Source organism: Simkaniaceae bacterium (assembly GCA_021734805.1).
Classification (GTDB): domain Bacteria; phylum Chlamydiota; class Chlamydiia; order Chlamydiales; family JACRBE01; genus Amphritriteisimkania.
Map to the genome: position 1 here is coordinate 17,517 of JAIPIG010000027.1, position 14,734 is coordinate 32,250.

Consider the following 14,734-nt stretch of genomic DNA (forward strand, 5'->3'; position numbering starts at 1 on the left):
ATTTTTCACTCCGTACTTTGGGAATCTTCAGCCATTCCCTCTCGGCTACAACTTCTTGAAAAAGAAAATGTTGGAGGGAATTCCTCCGTAAAGATAACGGTGGTTTGTTCGCCCTCGGAAACGCCGGAAGAACTTAGCTCTCGACTGCGCGAAGCGTCAGTGGGATCTGTTGGAATTTCACAAGTGGCAACTTGAAAAACAGTTGTTATGATACGATCTAACGGATAGTCCTTTTCTTCTTCTAAAAGTGTTCTTGAATACCAAGAAGGCAAAGTCAAAAAAACAACCTCCGACAAGGATCCATATTTAGAATGGGATGCCGGTAGAAACCTTAGCATAAAATCGCGTGCAGTGCCTTTGGCGTACCTATATTTATCATAGGGATCCAGAAGGGAACAAGGATGTGCCGATCTTAACTCAAATGCGAAAATGCCCCGACTGTCCTTACATTGAATACGATAAGCAATGTGATACATATCTTTTGCTATTTCTTCCATATCAATCGGTTGTTTGTCCTCAACTAAGAGGCAATCGATATATCGATGAAGTAACGGGGAAACGGGAATAGACTCTATAGCGGGGCATAATTGAAGAAGCTCATGAACTGCTCTCAAATGGCGTATATAGACCGTACTTGCTTTATATAAACCGCTAAGAATACCCATCTCACAATCAAATTGACGCTTGAGATCCGGCTCGGCCCCTTTAATCTCATCAATAAGCTCTTTAGGCCAAAGACAGACGGTATCGTTAACTTTTTGAATAGCCTGTGCGACATAAGCGCGGATTCGACTCAATGAGGCTAGCCAACACTGCGCCACCCTTAAAGTTAAATGCGTCGGCCAACTCTCTTTTGAAGGCCAAATCTCCGTTGCAAATATCCGGCTATGCCTCAAAACTGCGATACTTCTTATCAAGTCCCGTTTCGCAGCGATAGGGCAATCTGCTTTAGGCTCAGGCATGGGAGGAAGTCCACTAAATAGAGGACGAGGCGATGCATCTAAATCATAAGAAGGCTCAGCATCTTCAGTTGGACCCCATAAGGGACAAGTATTAGGACGAAGCGGTTGCATCGATATCTCCTTTTTCATTCACGAAGGGTTTAAATTCTTCCATAGAAAGAATCTGACTAGCCGTTGCTCTTTCAACGGGATTACTCTGAAATAAAGCTTCAAAGATGTGATAACAGACTCCGCGCGGATCTTCTCTTGTAGAACCGGGATCGACGCCATATCCTATAAAATCCGGATGCTCTTTTTCATAAAGACGAGACCATGTCCGAAAAATACTTGCCGAGTCAAAAAATTGCTCGGTACCAATGATCTCATCAAAGGGCATCTGCAAAGAAAGCGCCATAAATAACATGACTCCGACAGCCCACATATCAGACTCGGTAGAGAATCGAGCACCCTCCATTAAAACATCACCGTTCCCATGATCAATTCCGGCATTTTCAGGTGAAAGATATGACGACTTATATCCCCATTTAATCGTCTCATGAGGATTGGATAAGGAACCGAGATCCGCTACATAGATAAATTCCCCATCTCTTAAAATATTTTCAAGTGATAGATCGCCATGCACTTTTCCCAGACGATGTAAATGCTTTAAAAAAACGAGAATCTGGCTAAAAAGACAAAGAAAAGATTTCATTCGATCTGAAGGCGCCGGACCAAGAATTGAATGGCTAGGCTTTATGCAATCAATCAAATCACCTTTACACCCTTTAAAAAACAGATGATAATCCTCAAAGAAAGTAAGTGCCTGAGCAGCCTCTCTCGGTACAAATCCTCCCATAAATGGACTCGAATGAGGAATTCGTTTGACGAGCGCAAATAAATTCATCGCGATCTCATGAAGAAATACCGCACGCGTGCTTGCTCGACCGGTCTGATCATTTGGCGTTTTAATCGCTATCTCTTCGCTGTCTACTAAAACGGTATTGACCCGACCCCATCCTCCAAAACCACAGCAACGGTGACATGTTGGTATCCCATTCACTGAAACATAGTGAATCCATTTCTTAAAACCGGGTGAAACGGGAACCCTTGTAATTGAAGATTTAACAAGACTTTCTTCAAAAGCTTGACCTACAGCACGCAAATGCCCCGACATAAGCTCAATCGCAGTCAATCGATTTTCAACGCTTTCTCTCATCTCAAAAAACTTTTTACCTAGCTCAGACGTGCTACACATCGTTTTGATCCAACTATCAGCTTTGATCTCATATAAAAGCCTTCGAATGGGAGCATAGAATCCATCACAAACCTCAATTTGCTTGGGAAGATCGTGAACACTCAGAATATCCGGGAAATTTTCTTGAAACGTATTCCACCCGGCCGTTTTTTTATAAATATCTTCCAATTCACCCAAAACCCCTTCTATCTGTTTCTCGGGATCTTCCCCGAAAATCAATTTGCTCCTCGAAGGAGATGATTCCCTCTCGTCTTCTCTTGGGCGCTTCACTCTTATATTGAGAGGAGGAGGAACTAATAGGCGACGTGAGATAGAAGCCATTGATTCACCTTAATTTTGAATAGAAAAGGAACTATTTTAAAGAAAAGACTCTTTAAAGAGAATAACTATTCGACAAGAGGGGTTTAAAAAAAACAACTCTTGAATGACGAGCGGTATATGCTTTACTCTGTTATCCAATCCGGCAAAAGAGGTAACCGATCGCGATAACCGGGATTCCTCTCTAAAATCGCTTCGATGTCACGATAAAAGTCTCTTGCCATCCATCGTAAGTGAGGGGTGGCTCCACCTAATTCAATATTTTCTCGAAGCCCTATTAATAAATGATTAAGCTGCTCTGAGTCATCCATTTCGACACCGACCTCAGGCGTTCTTGCTATATCATCACTACCGGCTGCACTTGCAGCACTACCTTCTACAGTTGACGGATGAGGAAATGGAGCACAATCCGAAATAGTTGGCGCCCTCAGCGGAAGAGCATTGCGTTGTGGAAAATTTAATGCGTTAGCCATAGATATCACTCCCGTTATAATTGCAAAAGATTATAATTTTAAAAGAAATTAAAATCACTCATTTTATATCCGGAATAATAGTAAAAGCTCATTTACGGAAACTCTTTGTCGTGGATCAATCCTAAGTGTTCTTTCAAGCACCTTTTTTAATATGCCGTCCCGCTTCTTTTCCGGATCATTGTACTTAAAAAATTGATCTGTTTTGGAAATCAAGACGAATTTACATATCGCATCCATATCTTCTTGCACCATCCCATGCATCAATTGTTTATAAACATGCCTTTTTATAGAGGGATCGATCATGATGAGCACAATCATCCCAATGGACCATACATCTTGCTCGTATCCGGCTTTTGCTTCATGCCGAACATGCAAATTTCCATCTGCTCGCCATTCAGTGACTTCAGGAGCATTATACAAACCATTTCCACCGGCCGGCTTTTTTCCACACTCAGTCGCTAGAGCAAAGTCCCCAATTTTTAATTGTTGATCTTCCGTGATAAAAAAATTAGCCGGCTTTAAATTGCTATGGACAATACCATGAGCGTGGATGCTCTTTACTGCAGACAGCAGTTGCGGAAGATAGTGGTGAAAAAATTTACTTTTCAAAAGATTTCCATTCTGCATTTCATGGGCGATGTCGCTGAAATATTTTTTTGTTACAATCTCATAGCTAACCTCCCCTTTATCTAATTTGGGACGCTTTGCAAAAATAAGCTCTGCCACTCCATCGACTTGACTCAATACACTTAAAGAATAAACCTCTGCTTCAAAGCTATTTTGAATCATGCGCGTAAATGCCGGATCGGCGTATACCGCCCGGAACATTTTGATCGCTACTTCTGCTACTTTTTTCTCTTTTTTAGTTACAGGATTGATGATTGATATCGTGTAATTATAAACTACGGCATGGGTCTTGTGTGAGTTGACACTCAGAATGGTGGCGCTTTTTCTTATAAAGGGCCGGCAGGTTGCTTTAATGACCTCGATAAAGAGAGGGTGTGTCTTTAACTCCCTCATGTAATAAGAAAATTGAGAATCAAAGGGGCGATAACAGGAATCAAAACAGAGAGTGTGAATCACCATTGCGTGGCGTTGATATAACTCCATGGCTGCATAAATTCGTCTAAATTTAAGCACTTCCGTTTGCAAATTAAGGAGTTCATTTCGACGATAAAACCGATTTTCATTGCCCATTTCAATCTGCGCGATTTGCACACCCATTTTTGCATGCAGATCTTTCATCTCACGAGAGCGGGAAATAAAAACAGAGGTGATTTCGGGATTGAGATACAGGGGAATAAAAAACATCCCGCGCAACTGATCGGATAATTCTCTCAACCGCTCTAAAATATGGGGGTAGTTTAAACACCCTAACGGATCAATGGAAGCAATCTCCTCTTCACGCGTTCTAAAAGAAGAGCCCTCATAACTCGGGATCATATCAAAGCGCTTAGAGCTGCTCTCACCGGCTATATCCCCCTCTCGTCCCCTCTTTTCCCTGATTGGCATGGCATCATTAAATGACTCTACACTATCACTCGACACCGGACTGTTTCCAAGCGAAGATCCCGATGCATCAGAATACGGCTCAGCCCCTATCGTATAAGAACCGGATGGGGAAATGACTGATGATAAAGGGAACATGCTTTTTGCCTCCGAAAAGAATAATCAAAGGCAAATAGTTTACTCCAATACACCATTTATTGCATGAATCAAAAAAAAACTATTCTTTTCGAAGAGATCCCCGCGCCAGGTCAGGAAAACGTTTTGCCAGCGCTTTATCCTGAGGCGTTTGTTTCTCTGCCTGTACTCGATTCTTTAAAGATTCAGGCTCTTTTTTGAACGGCGCCCCCATTCTTGCTAATAGGCTCGCACCAAGCGGAGGCTGATCTTGCTCCGGGGGCAATGGTGAATACTGATGAGTGGGAGGACCTACTTCTCTAACCATATTCTTCTCCTTGAGTTATCTTTAACTAATCATAAAAGGGTGGTTTTTGTGAATAAAATAGTCAAATATATTTTAATAGCTTGTTTTTAGATGTTTATGATTTTTAAGCCAAAATTTCAGCAATCTAAGGGTTAGAGTGCTAAAAAAACTTGATTTGTGAAATCACTTTTGCTACAATGGCTAGATGAGTTAGCAAATGAGGTTTGAAATTGCCACATCACAAAACCACTTCACGCTCTAAACCAACTAAAAATGAACGAGAAAGAGCTGTCCTTCTCAGCCTAGTGGAGCTCTATATTCAGACAGGAATCCCCGTTGGATCGAACACTTTAAAAGACTATCGCTTCTCAGAACTCAGCTCAGCCACTATACGCAACTACTTTGCCTCATTAGAAGAGGAAGGGTATTTGATCCAACACCACACCTCCGGTGGTCGCCTACCGAGTGAGCGCGCCTACCAACTTTATGCCCACACCTATAAGGGAGCTAAGGAACTCTCCCAAGAAGACACTCTCTTTCTCAAATCGATTCTCGAGCGCAATGTGCGCGAAATCTCCTCTTATTTGCAGCAAGGACTTGAAGCCCTTTCCGAATTAACGGGCTGTGCGTGTTTTATGCTCGCCCCTCGATTTGATCAAGACTTTATCAATCAAATTAAACTCCTCTCACTCGACAACAATCGACTTCTTTGCGTTCTGATCACAGAATTTGGGTTTGTCCATACCGAAACGATCTACTCCCCTCAAAAATTGAGCCACTTTTCGCTCAAGCGCATTGAAGACTATTTCCGCATCCGCCTCACCCAATCAAATGAAACACCCGACCTCTCTAAAGAAGAGGCCATTTTCGCAAACCAAATCTACAACGAAGCACTGCTCCGTCATATTATCACTTATAATAATTTCGACCGGGAAGATATTTATAAGAGCGGATTTTCCAAGTTGCTCAATCAGCGCGAATTTAAAGATATCAATACGTTGTCGAGCAGTTTATCTCTTTTTGAGAGCAGCGCCTTTATCCGCTCCTTATTAAATGATTGCTTCCGCTCCAACGGATTAAAGTTTTGGATTGGATCTCAGCTCGAGCCTTATGTCCGTTCAGGGGGAACTGCCCTTGTTGCTATGCCCTATTATTTACATCACAATGCCGTTGGTGCAGTGGCCATTTTGGGAGCGGAGAGGATGGATTACCCTCATATTTTTGCGACTTTGAAAACTTTTTCGAAAATGATCAGTCAATCCTTAACAAAAACTCTTTATAAATTTAAAATCTCATACCGCAATCCCCACCCGAACCACTTTGAAATCACATCGGGGAGCAACCAAATGTTAATTGAACAGAGGCCAAGCTGCAATCTCCCAGATTCAGAGGAGAGTTAAGCGGCCAACAAGATTTTTTAAAACCAAAATCCTCAGGAGTTTTAATGAGCGATAAGAAGACCAACATACCTGAAGAAGAAAAGGAAGAGACTCCTACAATACAAAGTCATGAAGAAGTCTCTACAGATGAAGAAACAGAATCTTTCAAAACGGAAAATCTTCATGTTGAAGCGATGCAGCAATTGGAAAAAGAGGCGCGCGAATTTAAAGAGAAGTACTTTATGTGCCTAGCCGAACTTGAAAATATGCGCAAGCGTCTACAGAAGGAAAAGCAGGAAATGACTAAATTTGCTGCTGAAAATATTTTACTCGAGTTTTTAACACCCATTGACAACTTTGAAAATGCCCTCGGATTCACCGATCAGATGTCGCCTGAAACCCGTAATTGGGCCCATGGATTTGCAATGTTACTCAACCAGTTCAAAGACGTGTTGTCAACACATGGCGTCACCCCATTTCACAGTGAAGGATCGCGCTTCGACGCCAACTTGCACGAAGCCGTAGAAGTGGAAGAGACCAACCAACATGAAGAAGATATGATCGTTCGAGAATTTTTGTGCGGATATAAACGAGGAGATCGGATCATTCGAGTGGCTCGCGTTAAAGTCGCTAAAAAACCCAAAGCGACAAGCGAAGCCCCTTCTTCAACAGACAATTTATAAATGATATAAAAAAAATGGAGAGATACGATGACTAAAAAAAAATCGTCAGGAAAAATCATTGGAATCGACCTCGGAACCACCAACTCTTGCGTCGCCGTAATGGAAGGTGGTCAAGCTAAGGTTATCGCCAATGCGGAAGGAACACGCACAACCCCATCGATCGTCGCTTATAAAGGTGCCGAGCGATTGGTTGGAATTCCCGCTAAGCGTCAAGCCGTCACAAATCCCGAGAGAACGATTGCTTCTTCAAAGCGTTTTATCGGACGCAAAGCAGCAGAAATCCAAAACGAAACACAAACTGTTGCCTATAAAGTCGTTGCCAATAGCAATGGCGATGCCGCATTTGAAATTGACGGCAAAGAAGTATCCCCCGAAGAAGTTGCAGCTCAAATTCTCATCAAAATGAAAGAAACGGCTGAAAACTATCTTGGGGAAGAAGTGACTGAAGCGGTGATTACCGTTCCCGCTTACTTCAATGACTCTCAGCGTCAATCAACAAAAGATGCCGGTAAAATTGCCGGTCTCAACGTCAAGAGAATCATTCCCGAGCCGACAGCTGCCGCTCTCGCTTATGGACTTGACAAACAAGGCAAAGACCAAAAAATTGCCGTATTCGATCTCGGTGGAGGAACCTTTGATATTTCGATCTTAGAGATTGGGGACGGTGTTTTTGAAGTTCTCTCTACAAACGGTGATACCCACCTTGGTGGAGATGATTTTGACAACGCACTCATCCACTGGCTCCTTAAAGAGTTTAAAAATGAGCATGGCATTGACTTATCTCAAGATAAAATGGCGCTTCAACGCCTTAAAGATGCGGCTGAAAAGGCAAAAATTGAACTTTCGGGAACCCATCAAACTGAGATTAACCAACCATTCATCACGATGGATGCATCGGGCCCCAAACACTTAGCGCTCACTTTGACACGCTCAAAACTCGAAGAGTTGACAGCTGATTTAATCGATCGCTGCATTGCGCCTTGCCAAAAAGCGCTCAAAGATTCAGGGCTCTCTACTTCTCAAATTGATGACGTCATCCTCGTTGGTGGAATGTCTCGTATGCCCCGCGTTCAAGAGAAAGTGAAAGAAATCTTTAACCGCGAGCCTCATAAAGGTGTCAACCCCGACGAGGTTGTTGCGATCGGTGCTGCGATTCAAGGTGGTGTTCTGGGTGGAGATGTTAAAGATGTTCTCCTTCTCGATGTTATCCCTCTAACACTCGGGATTGAAACGCTAGGTGGCGTGATGACTCCAATTGTCGAGCGCAATACGACCATCCCCGTTCAGAAAAAACAAGTCTTTTCAACAGCTGCAGACAATCAACCTGCCGTCACCATCGTTGTCCTTCAAGGGGAGCGCCAAATGGCATCGGACAACAAGGAAATCGGTCGCTTTGACTTAACCGAGATCCCTCCGGCAGCACGTGGTACACCGCAAATCGAAGTCTCTTTTGACATCGATGCCGACGGAATCATGCACGTCTCTGCAAAAGATCTCGGCAGCAATAAAGAGCAAAAGATCCGTATCGAAGCAAAATCAGGTCTTAGCGATGACGAGATCAATCGTATGGTCAAAGATGCTGAAGCGCATAAAGAAGAAGATAAAAAGAAAAAAGAGAGCGTTGAAACAAAAAACAACGCCGATGCTCTTGTCTTCCGCGCTGAAAAAGCTTTGAAAGACTACAAGGATAAAATTCCCGGCGATGTTGCTCAAGAAATCCAAGGTAAAATTGATGATGTGAAAAATGCCATCTCATCGAATGATACCGATCGTATTAAAAAAACGACGGATGAACTGAACAACACGATCCAAAAAATCGGCCAGCACATGTCTCAAGGTGGAGCCAACCCAACTGCGGGAGGCCAAGAGCCGAGATCTCATGAGCAAAAAGAGAGCAAAAAAGAGAACATTGAAGAAGCCGAAGTCGAAGTCCTCGACGAAGAATAAGCCTTCAATCACACTCTTTTATCGCAAAAAAACCCACAGCAATTAGCTGTGGGTTTTTTTTAGCAATTTATACCGAAATAAATTGAAGAATTGATTTACATTTGCAAGAATGACGGATTCGGAGCTTTATGATGACTTGGTTTGATCCCTTTAGAATAAAGAAATAATTAGAATGGCGTTGTTGCATAATTCATTTTTACCTAACATGCTCATTATTAGTTTTTACCACAGAGAGCACAGAGCTCACAGAGACACCGGAATGCGCATTTTCTTGATTTTTCTCTGTGTACTCTGTTCTCTCTGTGGTTGTTAAAGTCCTTTATAGATCCTGAAGTTGACCTACTGGAACTTCATAAAAAAATGAGATAATATTGCATGCAAAAAAACCGCAGAAAAGAAATTTTAGCTTGGTGTTTTTTTGATTTTGGCCAATCGGCTTTTTCAACAATCATTGTCACCTTTATCTTCAGCGCTTATTTTGCTCGGATGATTGCAGTGACTGATATTGAAGGCATTGCCGGCTTTGGATGGGCTCTGAGCTTTTCAGGACTCCTTGTTGCTATTGCCTCTCCTTTTCTCGGATCCATTGCCGATCAAACTTCCAAAAAAAAGCCCTGGCTTTTTGTTTTCACATTTTTTTCGATTATTTGTACTGCCGCACTCTTCTTTGCACAGCCCTATCCGAGTTATCTCTATTTTGCGATTCTCATGTTTGTTGCCGCTAACACCCTTGTCGAGGTGAATCAGGTCTTTTATAATTCATATTTACCCCTCATTGCCCCACGCAAAATACTCGGTGAAATTTCGGGATATGGATGGGGATCGGGATATGTTGGCGGACTTTTTGCCCTCATTGCAGCACTTATCTTTTTTATACAAGGGGGAATGATCCCTAAAGATCATGCTCTGAATATTCGCCTCACAAGCCTCATGGCTGCCGTATGGATGATCATCTTTTGTTCTCCTTTTTTCTTCTATGTGAAGGACCGCTATTTATTTGAACACAAGCCTGAACATGTTGTGAGAGACGGCATAAAAAATGTTTTTACCACATTGAGGAGCGCGCGCCAACATAAGAAGATGTTTCAATTTCTTATCGCACGCCTCATCTATACCGATGCCATCAATACACTCCTGAGTTTAGGTGGGGTCTTTGCTGCAGTGCTTTTCGATATGCGCTTTGAAGAACTCCTTTTATTTGGTATTTCGATGAATGTTTCTGCAGGCCTTGGGGCTTTTTTACTTGCGAAGGTCGATGATAAGATTGGGAGTGCAAAGATGATCTTCCTCTCACTTATTTGCCTCATCGTGCTTGGTTTTACGATTGTGTGCATGTTTGACAAGTGGATTTTCTGGATGATTGCCCTCTCTTTAGGCCTGTTTATCGGTCCCGTTCAGTCTGCATCGAGAAGTTTCATGGCTCATCTCGCCCCTAAAGAAATGATGTCGCAAATGTTTGGCCTCTACGCCCTATCAGGGAAGGTCACCTCCTTTATTGCTCCTTTTTTTGTTGCAACTCTAACACGCATCACCCATTCTGAGAGGCTGGGCATGTCTGTTGTTTTTGTCCTCATGCTCATTGGTCTTTTTATGATGATCCCAACTCTCAGAGAGGAAAAATAATATGCCCATCGCTAAAATCGGTTCTTTAGATTTCTATTATGAAGTCCATGGCAAAGGGGAAAAACTACTCATTATTCCCGGTATTGCCTCTGATGTGCGCCTTCTACAATTTTTTATCGACGGACTCAAACACCGTTTTGAAATTCTCATTTTAGATATCAAAGGGAGTGGCTTGAGTAGCGCGCCCGACGGCGATTATACTATAGATCAAATGGCCAATGAGATCGCTAAAGTGCTCCACTATTTAAACTGGAGTCAAATGCATCTATTTGGATTTTCTCTTGGAGGAGCCATTGCTCAAAAACTCCTCGCTGAGCATCCGGATTTATTTCTAAAAGCGATTTTAGCTACAACCGCCATTCAATTCCAAAAGCCATTCCATATTGCTTTAGATGTAATCAACGAACTCTATGCCGTGCGCGCCGCACGAGAAGTCATTGTCAAACAATATATCTGCCTTGGAGTGAGTCATTTTTATCTCTGTAAACCGGATCGCTATGAGACCATTCTCAACTCCCTATCCAACCACTCTCATTTTCAATCTCCCATGGGATTTCAAGGACAATTAAAAGCGATTCAAAAATTCAACTCCAAAAAATGGGTTGAAACAATCAAGACCCCTACCCTGATTCTCGCGGCAGAAAATGATATTTTAACGCCGCCGGAACAGAGTTATGATTTGCATGAAGCGATTAAGGGGTCTCATATCATCGACATTCCCGAATCGGGACACCTACTCGTCCTCGAAAAGCCCCATATCGTACAAGACTATATGATCGAATTTTTTTTAAGCGACACCCCCTCTTTCAAAACTATCGCCATTTAACTCCTTAAATGAGATGATCCTCATAAGGATCAAATTTAGGTTTTGAATAGGTTTCGCGAATAAAAAAGCTGCTGAGAATGAGCCCGACTAAAAAGCAAGCAGGGACAACGAGAAGCGCCATGTTATAGTCGGCAATCGAATACATCGGAATGCCATTGTGCATGGCTCCATCCCATCCCTTATAAAGAAAATAACCGACAAGCGGCTGAAAAAGCGCTCCCCCCGCAACGTTTGCCATATTATTAAATCCAATAGCCGTTGAAGTGATTGAGGGTCTGTTATTGTCTTTGACAAGAGCAAAACTAAGGATTTGACCTGCAGCAGCAAACCCGAAGAGGAAAAGGAGGATATAATTCGTCCAAAGCGGCAAGTAAGGCACATACAAGAGGATCACAGAAACAATAAGCCCAAGCAAAGACGCTGCGCGCAGAAGAAAACAGCGTCGTTTTAAAAGGTCGGAAAACCAGCCAAGCAGAGGGGCGGCAATGGATAGCCCAATCCACATCATAGCAACAATCAAAGCGGCATGCGTATTTGTAATCAGATAGCGCTGCATCAGATAGGGGACGCCCCAAAGAGCGGCAAAGACAGCAACCGGAGCCCATCCACAAAAAGCATAAAGAGCAATGGGATAGGTCTGTCCGTTAAAGAAGATCTCCTTGAGAACGGATGATATTTTAAAATGCGTTGCAATGTGATCTTCATGAAGGTCCGTGGGACGATCGCGCATCAAAATGGCAATTACAATAGATAAAACGATGCCAATGACGCCAAGTAAATTAATTGTCGCCCTCCATCCAATATGGTTAACGGCTGCAGCTAAAGGAAGCTCTCCTCCCATTGCACCCATAGCCGCTAAAAACTGAGCGATTCCAACAAGAAAAGCAAAATACTTCGATGAAAACCAGCGGGCAGCAACAGTCAGCACTCCAATAAAGGCAAACGCGGAACCAATTCCCATGAGAAAGCGCCCAATGGATGCCATCACGAATGTTTGAGTCATTCCAAAAAAGAAAGAGCCCATAGCAATCAGAAACGTTGCAATGGTAATCAATATCCGAGGCCCAAAACGATCGAATAAGAGTCCGGCGGGAATCTGCATTAAGGTATAGCTATAAAAATAAAAGGCAGCCATCACGCCTAAATTTTGTGCATTGAGATGCAGATCCCCCATCAGCTCAAACGTCATCACACTTGGAGAGACTTGAAGGGCCATTTCATAGAATAAGAAAAAAGCGGCAAGGATATAGATGATTGCGCCAAAAAAGCTATTTCTTTTTCCCTGCATACATTGTCCTACTCTTTCGTAAATTTTCCCATATCAGGAGAAACAAGCGCAACCAAATCTTTTGATTGCATCACAATAGATTCAGTCAGCAAGCCACAATTAAACGCAGCTTGTGCATGATTTAAAATGGCTTCATCGAAAAATGTTTCAATATTGAGAAGATTTCCAAAAGGTGGAATCCCCCCTACCGCAAGACCATAGCGCTCTTCAATGATCTTAGGATCTTCAAACTCACATTTTTCCCCAACCCTCTCTGAAATGGCCTTCATATCGAGTCGCAAATCGGCAGGAATATTGAACTGAAAGTTCTTTTTGCTTTTCTTTGACTTGATAATGATAGATTTAACACCCTCATGCAAAGCCACATTGGGGCGCGCTTTTGCAGAGTCCTCAGACGTCAATGTCGCCACATGCTCGATATGCTCAAAAGCCATCCCGTTGGTGCGGAGAAGGCGAACGATTTCATTGCGGATATTTTCCGCTCCAAAGAAGATCTTTTTACGGATTTTGTTCGCAGCAATGCGCTTTGTGTCCGACGGAAACAGCGAAGCTTCGCGAATATTATGGAGCTTTAAGAGCATCATGGTCAACCGCTCAAGGCCCATTCCGAATCCGCCGTGAGGGGGCATTCCCCCTTTAAAGATGCTCAAATAATCGGTGAAGCTTTCGGGATTCATCTCTTTTGCAAGAATGCCTTCCCTCATAGATTCATAAGTATGGCGGCGTTGACCGCCTGAGGTAATCTCAGAGCCTGCACAAAGAAGATCAAACGTATTTGTAAGTGTTGGATCCTGCTCATTTGGAAAGGAATAAAACGGGCGTTTTTCCGTTTTCCAATCTGTAATGAAAATAAAGTCAGTTCCAAATTTTTCTTTAGCATATTTGCATAGTTCTCGTTCACATTGCGGATTCAAATCGGGCTCATTTCTCTCATCCACTCCCGTTCTTTCATAACAAAGGTCAAGCGCCTCTTTAAATGTGAGGCGGGGAAAAGCAACATGCATAGGAGCTTTAGCAAGCTCAACACCTAGAATAGTGAGTTCCGGCGCACAATGCATCTCAAGATGATTAATGATCTCTTTAATGCAGTTTTCTTGAACATCTAATACTTCATGCCAATGATCAAAAAATCCCATTTCAAACTCAAATTGCTTCCCTTCCGTCAAATGGCGTGTCGTATGGGATGGTTCAGCCCTAAAAAACGGCATAAGACCAAAAACGCGCTCATTGACACCGACCATTATTTGCTTATAGAGCTGGGCACTTTGTGCGAGTGTTGCTTCATATCCAAAATAATCGACATTAAAAAATTCGGCCCCCCCTTCTGATGAGGCTCCGATTAAACCGGGCGCAAAAAACTCAACAGCCCCCACCTGATCGTGCATAAATGTCCGAAAGGCATGGACAATCTCAGCCTGTACTTTAAAGACAGCCTGTAATTTGCGATTCCGAAGAGCCATTGGACGGTGGTCGAGAATAAATTCTAAATCGGAAGGGATTTCGGGTTTATAATATTCAATTTCAGGGGGATCATTAACGGCAACATCGACAGTTATGATGGGATTGATCATCTCACACTTGGCATCAATGGACAAATTTTCTACGACACTTCCCTCAACCGTGAGAATCGATCCGGGGAAGAGTTGCTTAATCTTTTCAAACTCCTCTTTTGATTCAATGACAACTTGAATAAGACCAAGACGATCTCTTAAAATTAAAAAGTTGAGTTTTCCAATCGCTCGGATATTATTGATCCATCCGCGCACACGAATGCGATTGCCAATAAATTGAGGTAAATCACGTGAGAGAATTCTTTTCATAAAAGATCAAAATAAAAATAGATAATAATGAGCACTATTCTCTCAAAGATGCGAGTTTTTTTCCAAGGCTTGTTTTTCTTTACATCCCTGAGCAAATGAATTATACCGAGAATATACCGGGAGTGATTCAAGAGTTGGAATTTTTAGAAGCCGGCGCACCGATGGTCGATCGGGCCGAAGGCCCTTTACCGAACCGACGCGCTATTGACAATAGGCAGAGGTGAGGTAAATCGACCAAGCGGGGATGCCGG

General features: G+C 42.8%; 12 protein-coding genes. 5 read left to right on the forward strand and 7 right to left on the reverse strand.

All coding sequences use genetic code 11. The features are described 5' to 3' along the window. Positions 1 to 5: 5 nt before the first annotated feature. The 5 genes from K9M07_06175 to K9M07_06195 form a co-directional block, all read right to left on the reverse strand. Entirely contained in the window at positions 6 to 1,073 is a 1,068-nt protein-coding gene (locus tag K9M07_06175; protein MCF7852808.1) for a hypothetical protein, read from the reverse strand. Then, positions 1,054 to 2,517: a serine/threonine-protein kinase gene (locus tag K9M07_06180; GenBank protein MCF7852809.1), complete on the reverse strand. Its 1,464-nt coding sequence runs from the start codon at positions 2,515 to 2,517 to the stop codon at positions 1,054 to 1,056. The genes K9M07_06175 and K9M07_06180 overlap by 20 nt, the downstream gene beginning before the upstream one ends. A gap of 122 nt (positions 2,518 to 2,639) precedes the next feature. Further along, positions 2,640 to 2,987: a hypothetical protein gene (locus tag K9M07_06185; protein MCF7852810.1), complete on the reverse strand. Its 348-nt coding sequence runs from the start codon at positions 2,985 to 2,987 to the stop codon at positions 2,640 to 2,642. Between the two features lie 63 nt (positions 2,988 to 3,050). Continuing rightward, positions 3,051 to 4,634, reverse strand: coding sequence for a protein kinase (locus K9M07_06190; GenBank protein MCF7852811.1), 1,584 nt, complete (start codon positions 4,632 to 4,634; stop codon positions 3,051 to 3,053). A gap of 79 nt (positions 4,635 to 4,713) precedes the next feature. After that, positions 4,714 to 4,938: a hypothetical protein gene (locus K9M07_06195; protein ID MCF7852812.1), complete on the reverse strand. Its 225-nt coding sequence runs from the start codon at positions 4,936 to 4,938 to the stop codon at positions 4,714 to 4,716. Positions 4,939 to 5,147: 209 nt separating this feature from the next. Between K9M07_06195 and hrcA the strand changes: the two genes are divergently transcribed. The 5 genes from hrcA to K9M07_06220 all read left to right on the forward strand — a co-directional run bounded on the left by hrcA (position 5,148) and on the right by K9M07_06220 (position 11,375). Then, positions 5,148 to 6,317: a heat-inducible transcriptional repressor HrcA gene (gene hrcA, locus K9M07_06200; GenBank protein ID MCF7852813.1), complete on the forward strand. Its 1,170-nt coding sequence runs from the start codon at positions 5,148 to 5,150 to the stop codon at positions 6,315 to 6,317. 44 nt (positions 6,318 to 6,361) lie between these two features. Next, complete coding sequence (locus K9M07_06205; protein MCF7852814.1) at positions 6,362 to 6,979, forward strand: nucleotide exchange factor GrpE; 618 nt, start codon at positions 6,362 to 6,364, stop codon at positions 6,977 to 6,979. A 27-nt stretch (positions 6,980 to 7,006) separates the two neighbouring features. Further along, entirely contained in the window at positions 7,007 to 8,926 is a 1,920-nt protein-coding gene (gene dnaK / locus K9M07_06210; GenBank protein ID MCF7852815.1) for a molecular chaperone DnaK, read from the forward strand. Between the two features lie 375 nt (positions 8,927 to 9,301). Beyond that, positions 9,302 to 10,549, forward strand: coding sequence for an MFS transporter (locus K9M07_06215; protein ID MCF7852816.1), 1,248 nt, complete (start codon positions 9,302 to 9,304; stop codon positions 10,547 to 10,549). A 1-nt stretch (position 10,550) separates the two neighbouring features. Next, positions 10,551 to 11,375 carry an alpha/beta hydrolase gene (locus tag K9M07_06220; protein MCF7852817.1) on the forward strand — a complete coding sequence of 275 codons (825 nt, stop codon included), beginning with the start codon at positions 10,551 to 10,553 and terminating at the stop codon, positions 11,373 to 11,375. A gap of 4 nt (positions 11,376 to 11,379) precedes the next feature. Here the strand turns inward: K9M07_06220 and K9M07_06225 are convergent, their stop codons facing one another. Further along, positions 11,380 to 12,663, reverse strand: a complete 1,284-nt coding sequence (locus tag K9M07_06225) for an MFS transporter (GenBank protein MCF7852818.1) — start codon at positions 12,661 to 12,663, stop codon at positions 11,380 to 11,382. An 8-nt stretch (positions 12,664 to 12,671) separates the two neighbouring features. Continuing rightward, positions 12,672 to 14,483: an aspartate--tRNA(Asn) ligase gene (aspS, locus tag K9M07_06230; GenBank protein ID MCF7852819.1), complete on the reverse strand. Its 1,812-nt coding sequence runs from the start codon at positions 14,481 to 14,483 to the stop codon at positions 12,672 to 12,674. Between the last annotated feature and the right edge of the window lie 251 nt (positions 14,484 to 14,734).

What these genes read in the sequence shown, in the direction of transcription:
- K9M07_06175 (MCF7852808.1), bottom strand. Translation starts at nt 1,073, where the DNA reads ATGCAACCGCTTCGTCCTAATACTTGTCCCTTATGGGGTCCAACTGAA.
- K9M07_06215 (MCF7852816.1), top strand. Translation starts at nt 9,302, where the DNA reads ATGCAAAAAAACCGCAGAAAAGAAATTTTAGCTTGGTGTTTTTTTGAT.
- K9M07_06180 (MCF7852809.1), bottom strand. Translation starts at nt 2,517, where the DNA reads ATGGCTTCTATCTCACGTCGCCTATTAGTTCCTCCTCCTCTCAATATA.
- K9M07_06205 (MCF7852814.1), top strand. Translation starts at nt 6,362, where the DNA reads ATGAGCGATAAGAAGACCAACATACCTGAAGAAGAAAAGGAAGAGACT.
- K9M07_06190 (MCF7852811.1), bottom strand. Translation starts at nt 4,634, where the DNA reads ATGTTCCCTTTATCATCAGTCATTTCCCCATCCGGTTCTTATACGATA.
- aspS (MCF7852819.1), bottom strand. Translation starts at nt 14,483, where the DNA reads ATGAAAAGAATTCTCTCACGTGATTTACCTCAATTTATTGGCAATCGC.
- K9M07_06220 (MCF7852817.1), top strand. Translation starts at nt 10,551, where the DNA reads ATGCCCATCGCTAAAATCGGTTCTTTAGATTTCTATTATGAAGTCCAT.
- K9M07_06195 (MCF7852812.1), bottom strand. Translation starts at nt 4,938, where the DNA reads ATGGTTAGAGAAGTAGGTCCTCCCACTCATCAGTATTCACCATTGCCC.
- dnaK (MCF7852815.1), top strand. Translation starts at nt 7,007, where the DNA reads ATGACTAAAAAAAAATCGTCAGGAAAAATCATTGGAATCGACCTCGGA.
- K9M07_06185 (MCF7852810.1), bottom strand. Translation starts at nt 2,987, where the DNA reads ATGGCTAACGCATTAAATTTTCCACAACGCAATGCTCTTCCGCTGAGG.
- K9M07_06225 (MCF7852818.1), bottom strand. Translation starts at nt 12,663, where the DNA reads ATGCAGGGAAAAAGAAATAGCTTTTTTGGCGCAATCATCTATATCCTT.